Origin of the sequence: Sphingopyxis sp. (genome assembly GCF_016704835.1) — a bacterium.
Taxonomy (GTDB): Bacteria; Pseudomonadota; Alphaproteobacteria; order Sphingomonadales; family Sphingomonadaceae; genus Sphingopyxis.
Genome location: NZ_JADIZJ010000020.1, coordinates 1 through 5,305, shown reverse-complemented (window position 1 = coordinate 5,305; position 5,305 = coordinate 1). Strand labels below are relative to the sequence as shown.

General features: G+C 67.2%; 5 protein-coding genes. 4 read left to right on the top strand and 1 reads right to left on the bottom strand.

Annotated features, from left to right (window positions below; translation table 11 throughout):
* Positions 1–626: hypothetical protein (locus IPF76_RS15030; protein WP_293845715.1), on the bottom strand; the 626-nt coding region annotated here is incomplete at its 3' end.
* A gap of 77 nt (positions 627–703) precedes the next feature.
* On the opposite strand from IPF76_RS15030, the gene IPF76_RS15025 reads away from it, so the two are divergent.
* Genes IPF76_RS15025 through IPF76_RS15010 form a run of 4 tightly spaced genes read left to right on the top strand, consistent with a single transcriptional unit; the run spans position 704 to position 5,209 of the window.
* Positions 704–1,495, top strand: a complete 792-nt coding sequence (locus IPF76_RS15025; RefSeq protein ID WP_293845712.1) for a hypothetical protein — start codon at positions 704–706, stop codon at positions 1,493–1,495.
* Positions 1,492–4,146, top strand: a complete 2,655-nt coding sequence (locus IPF76_RS15020) for a hypothetical protein (RefSeq protein WP_293845709.1) — start codon at positions 1,492–1,494, stop codon at positions 4,144–4,146. Before IPF76_RS15025 ends, IPF76_RS15020 begins: the two co-directional genes overlap by 4 nt.
* A gap of 35 nt (positions 4,147–4,181) precedes the next feature.
* Positions 4,182–4,562, top strand: coding sequence for a hypothetical protein (locus IPF76_RS15015; RefSeq protein WP_293845706.1), 381 nt, complete (start codon positions 4,182–4,184; stop codon positions 4,560–4,562).
* Complete coding sequence (locus tag IPF76_RS15010) at positions 4,562–5,209, top strand: hypothetical protein (RefSeq protein WP_293845704.1); 648 nt, start codon at positions 4,562–4,564, stop codon at positions 5,207–5,209. Before IPF76_RS15015 ends, IPF76_RS15010 begins: the two co-directional genes overlap by 1 nt.
* The last annotated feature ends 96 nt before the right edge of the window (positions 5,210–5,305 follow it).

The following is a 5,305-nucleotide window of genomic DNA, read 5'->3' as shown; positions in this document are numbered from 1 at the left end:
TCGTAGTGACGAATGGGCCAGTCCTTCTGGCGGGTGATCTGCGTCGGCTCCGAGCCGGGCATGGAGAAGGCCACGCTCGAGTCCAGCGGGAGCTCGACACCACGGATGTTCGCGACGGTGTAGACGTGGCTGAACGAGCTGGGCCGACCGGGGTCGGCTGCCACCGTGCGGAAGAAGCAGGGGACGCCGACGCTGAGGAGCAGCGCGGCGACCGTGGTCGCGAAGGCCGAGTTGCAGTCGCCGCAGCCCTCGACCACGAGCGTCCACCACGGGCAGCGGACCTGCTCAGTCCGGAAGGGGTCGTTCACGAACTTGACGCCGGAGCGCTCTCCGGACCCCTGGTCCTGCATCCACGAGAAGAAGCGCCGCGCGACGGCGTCGTGATCTCGCCCCTGAACGCCGTCGAGGATGTCGATCGCCATCAGGCGCACGAGTGGGTCGCGGCTGCCGTCAATGGCAAGCCGGGACATTTCCTGGATGGTTCCAGCGGTGATCTCGTCACCGGATCCAGCGAGCTGGATCCTCGTGTCGAACGGACGACCAGCACCCTGGCTCCGCGCGCGAAGCGCGGAGAGACGGCGGCGGACTTGGTCCAGCGCGGCGTCGTTGGTGGTCGTCGTTGCCAAACGGAAGCTCCTCCTGGGTCAAGGCAGGCTAGACGCACAAGTGGATGTGGTCAAAAGGGTTCTTTGGAACAGCAAGAATGTTCTGCATGTCCGTAGACAGGACAGATCCGGACCGGGTAGAACAATTCAACGATCGTCCGGAATGGCATCGAGATGGTCGACGAAACAAGGTTGTGATGCAGGCGACTTTGACCACAGCAGCACATCACAAGCGCGCAGACAAGCTCTGCAAGTGCGCTTGTGGCGAGCAAGCCAGCGGTCGTTCGCGCTACTACGACAACCACGGCCAGATCATGGCCATGGCCCGCCGTCGGTATGGTCGGATCCGCCGCCGCGCTCGCCACTACAAGATCGAGTTCAAGCTCCGGCTGAAGGACGTGCGCGATCTGATCTTCACGCTGCCCGACATGGGCGCGACCTGCTACTTCGAGCGGATCGATCGTCGTCGCGGGTTCGTCCCGGGCAACGTGATCGCCACGCAGCGCAAGGGAGCGGCCGCGAAGATCACGCCGCCGTCGAAGGCCAAGACCGTCCAGATCGAGGTGATCGCGGACCGTCTCCAGCGCCTGATCGACGTCCAGTTCGGCAAGAACGACGTGCCGCCCCTCTCGATCCAGGACCTGATCGACCAGTGGGAGGCGCAGAACGGGAAGTGCGCGCTCTCGGGCGTCGCGCTCCAGATCGACAGGCGCTTCTATCCCGACGCGGCCGCGATCGCTCGCCCGAACCCCAGCGAACCGTGGTCGAAGACCAACTTCAAGCTCGTCTGCTTCTGCCTGAAGGTCGTGGTCGACAAGTGGGGGGACGCGCTCCTCCTGCGCATGGCAGCGCGGATCACCAAGACGAACAAGACAGGAGAGGCCTCATGAGCAAGCATCGGCAGCGGACGCAGCCTGCAGCCCCGGACAACGACGGCTACTTCGCCCCGCCCGACGAGGAGGAGCAGGACCACGCCGACGAGGCGACGGACGCGGGAGACCAGGACGAGACCGCTGCCGATCAGGCCGACGATGAACACGAACAACTCGTTGCCCAGGCCGCGTCGCGTCGTGGGCGCGGGGCGCAGTTCCGCTCCAACAAGCCCCTCCCGTCGTCGATGCGGACTCCTCCCCCGCCTCCGACCCCCGTCCAGGACGAGGAGCCGAGCTCAATGAGCACGGGCCCCGCCGACCTTGTCGCCCTTCGCGCCTCCCTCATGGGAGACGTGAAGGAGAGCGAAGTGATCAAGGGCAAGCTCCGGATCCGCCAGAAGAAGAAGACCTCGAGTGGGGCGACGATCATGTCCAGCGTCGCGGATCTGGGGATCCGTGGAGACGAGGACTGGCGCGCGCGGGCCCTCAATGAGCTCGCCGGTCGCGGCCCTGCGGAGTACATCGGCGTCTTCTACTCGAACGACGGCCGGCCGATCAACGAGGACGAGCCTCTCGCGATCGACGTGACAGAGGAGATCGCCCGCGACCACGGCTGGAAGGGCCCCGAGGCCCGCTCCGAGGTGTCGTCCGTCCCGGTCGTCGCCAGCAAGGAGCGGGAGCTCGACAAGACCCTGTCGAGCGAGGACCCGATCAAGGATGCCAAGCTCCGTCTGGAGCTGACGAAGCTCGAGATCGAGCAGAGCAAGCTCACCGCAGAGCTGCGGCGCGTGTCCGCAGACGGCACGGTCGAGGCGCCCGAGAAGGCGAAGCCGACCCAGGAGGCTTCCCCGGACATGATCCGGCGCCTGGAGGAGGCGGAGCGCGCCAAGGCTGCCGCAGAGCGTCGCGAAGCCGAGCTCAAGGCCAAGCAGGAGCGTGAGGCCGCCGTCGCCGAGCTCAAGGCCAAGCACGAGCGGGAGGTCGAGGATCTCCGGCGTCAGAACGAGGCTGACAAGCGCGCTGCGGAGCGGCAGGTCAACGAGCTCCGCGAGGACATCAAGACCAAGCAGGTCGAGCACCAGAAGTCGGTGGACGCCCTGCAGGCCAACCTCGAGAAGCGGTTCTCCGAGTTGGCGACGCGGAGCGTCGCGCCGGCGGAGCCGCCGCGCAGGGCCGAAGACACGGTCGTGGCCGTGGTCTCGGCCCTCACGCCCCTGCTCGCCCCCGTGCTTCAGGCGTTCCAGAACCGCCCGGCTCCGGTCGACCCGCTGAAGCAGATGGAGGCCATGGCGGGCGTGTTCGAGAAGATGATGCCGAAGCAGCCGGCAGCGAAGAAGGAGCTCGAGCCGATCGAGCTCATGTCGAAGGTCACGGCCATGGCCAAGGACCTGATCCCGCCCCCTCAGCAGGGGATCACCCTGGACCAGGTCTCCACCCTCATCGCGAAGGAGCTCGGCGGCAAGAACAACAAGGCTCCGGACCCCATGGCCTTCACGAAGGACGTCTTCGAGATGGCTCGTGGTCTCGCCGAGCTGCAGAACGGCCCTGCCCGTGGTCGTGACGACGACGAGGACGACGACCGTGACCGCGAGCCGCTGCCCGAGCCGAAGGACCCGCTCGATGTGCTCCTCGAGAACAAGGAGAAGTTCGAGAAGCTCGGCATGCGCGTCACGAACTCGGACGGCAAGGAGATCGGGCCGCCGCCTCCGCCGCCGAACACCATGGCCAAGGACATCATCAGCGGCGTCAAGGACCTGATCCAGCCGATCGGCGGCGTGCTGCTCCAGTACGCGGCTGGCCAGGAGGCGAAGGAGGAGCTGGCCAAGCTCAAGCTCGCGAACCTGAAGGAGCGCCAGGGTAAGCGCGCTTCGGCGCCGAAGGCCCCGCAGCCCCAGCCGACGCAGGCGCCCACGGTTCGCCAGCAGGCGCCCCAGCAGCACCAGCAGCAGGGACAGACTCAGCGTCCTGCGCAGCAGTTCCGCCCGGCGCAGCAGCAGCCCCAGCAGCAGCAGTTCCGCCCGGCGCAGCAGCAGCCCCAGCAGCAGTTCCGTCCTGCGCAGCAGGGACAGGTGAGGCCTCAGGCGCCGCAGGCTCCTCGCCCGCCCCAGGCTCCCCGTCCTCCGGTCGTGCCGCCTGGCGCTGGTGTGGTCGGCGTCGTCCAGGAGGGCAAGATGCCCTACAACGTGCCGATGGCGTCCGTCCCGGCGCCCCGTCCGATCGTGAAGGCCGAGGGGCCGAGCGAGGAGATCCCCCAGCGCGCGGCCGCGCCGACGAAGGCTCCGGTCTACGTCGAGGGCATGCCGACGCGCCAGGAGCAGCCGGCGGCCACGTCAGTAGAGCAGCCGTTCCACGAGGTGCTCGACGACAAGGGACAGCCGTCGAAGGAGACGTGGGGCCAGCTCGCGCGGCTCATGACCACTGCGATCGACAAGAACGAGAACCCCGAGGACACGACGATCGTGCTCATCGAGCGGTTCAAGGAGTCGAGCACCCAGGCGCTGCTCCTCGCGAAGATCCGCGGCCTCCCGGCCCTGGACGAGGCCCTGACCAACCTGGCTCACTCCGGCGGTCCGTACGCCTCGATCGTCGGTGAGTTCGCCAGCCGGGTCCGTAGCCCGGCCGGCGCGGACTGGCTCAACCGCCTCATGGCCGTCGCGTCGGCGTCCTAGTCAACCACCATCCACCCACAGGAGATTCCCAGATCATGACCACCCCCGCCTCCAAGCTCGAGTTCGTCGACGGCTACGCCCTTCTCCAGAACGAGAAGATCGGCGAGCGTCGCTTCCAGCTCCTCGTCGCCCGTCTCGGCATGAAGGCCGAGGCGATCTCGTCGCTCGTCGCCGCGATCCAGGCCGGCGAGGACGGCTTCGGCGCGATCACCTACGACGACAACGGCGAGATCGACACGTACGACATGGACTGGCTCGAGGCGACGATCGAGTCCGTCGCCGACATGGAGAAGGAGCTTCTCGAGGGGATCGCCTCGGTCCGCCGGCTCCGCTACAACCTCGACATGACGCACGACGAGGGCGTCGTCCACAACCGCAACAAGGAGCTGCAGGAGTCGGCCGGAGCGGCGGCCTAATGGGCGTCGTCGTCAAGCCGTACCAGCCCGACATCAAGGAGATCGATCGGGCGATCCTGAAGGAGGCCGCGGGCTGCGCCTACGACGACGAGAAGGCGCGGGTCTACGAGTACAGCTACTCGCACTGCGTCCTCATGCTGCTCGCGCTCGCCAAGAAGATGCTCGGGATCTTCGGCGAGCAGATCGGCAACAACCCCACCCGTGGTGGGGCGACCGACCAGCGCGACTTCAACGAGGAGCGCGAGCGGATCACGAAGAACCCGAGCTACACCGACGCTGAGAAGGCCGGTCGCCTCGACGGCCTGAAGCACGAGGAGGCCTTCGCCAACGACCTCATGCAGAAGTTCAACCCGGAGGCCTGGCGGGCGGTCCTCGAGCTCAAGGACGTGCTCATGCGTCGCGGGTTCGCGCTCGAACGGGCTGGCCTCATTCGCATGAACATCGACGGCCTCGTCGCCGAGGAGTTCGCGAAGGGCATGCGCGATGCCACCGGCAAGGAGCCGGAGGTGCCGTGCGACGGCGCGGTCGAGATCACGCCGAAGGGGCTCCGCTGCGTCGCCAGCCAGACGTGGCCGACGTTCAAGGAGCGCCAGCGCACAGGCACGCACCGCTTCGACTACGACGTCGAAGTTGCGATCGGCAACTAGCACGTGAACCGGCCGACTGGAGTTGGTCTCCCCAATGGTCTTTGATCTCCACCGGTCGACCTCACCCGCCCCTCCCGGTCTCGCCGGGAGGTTGGC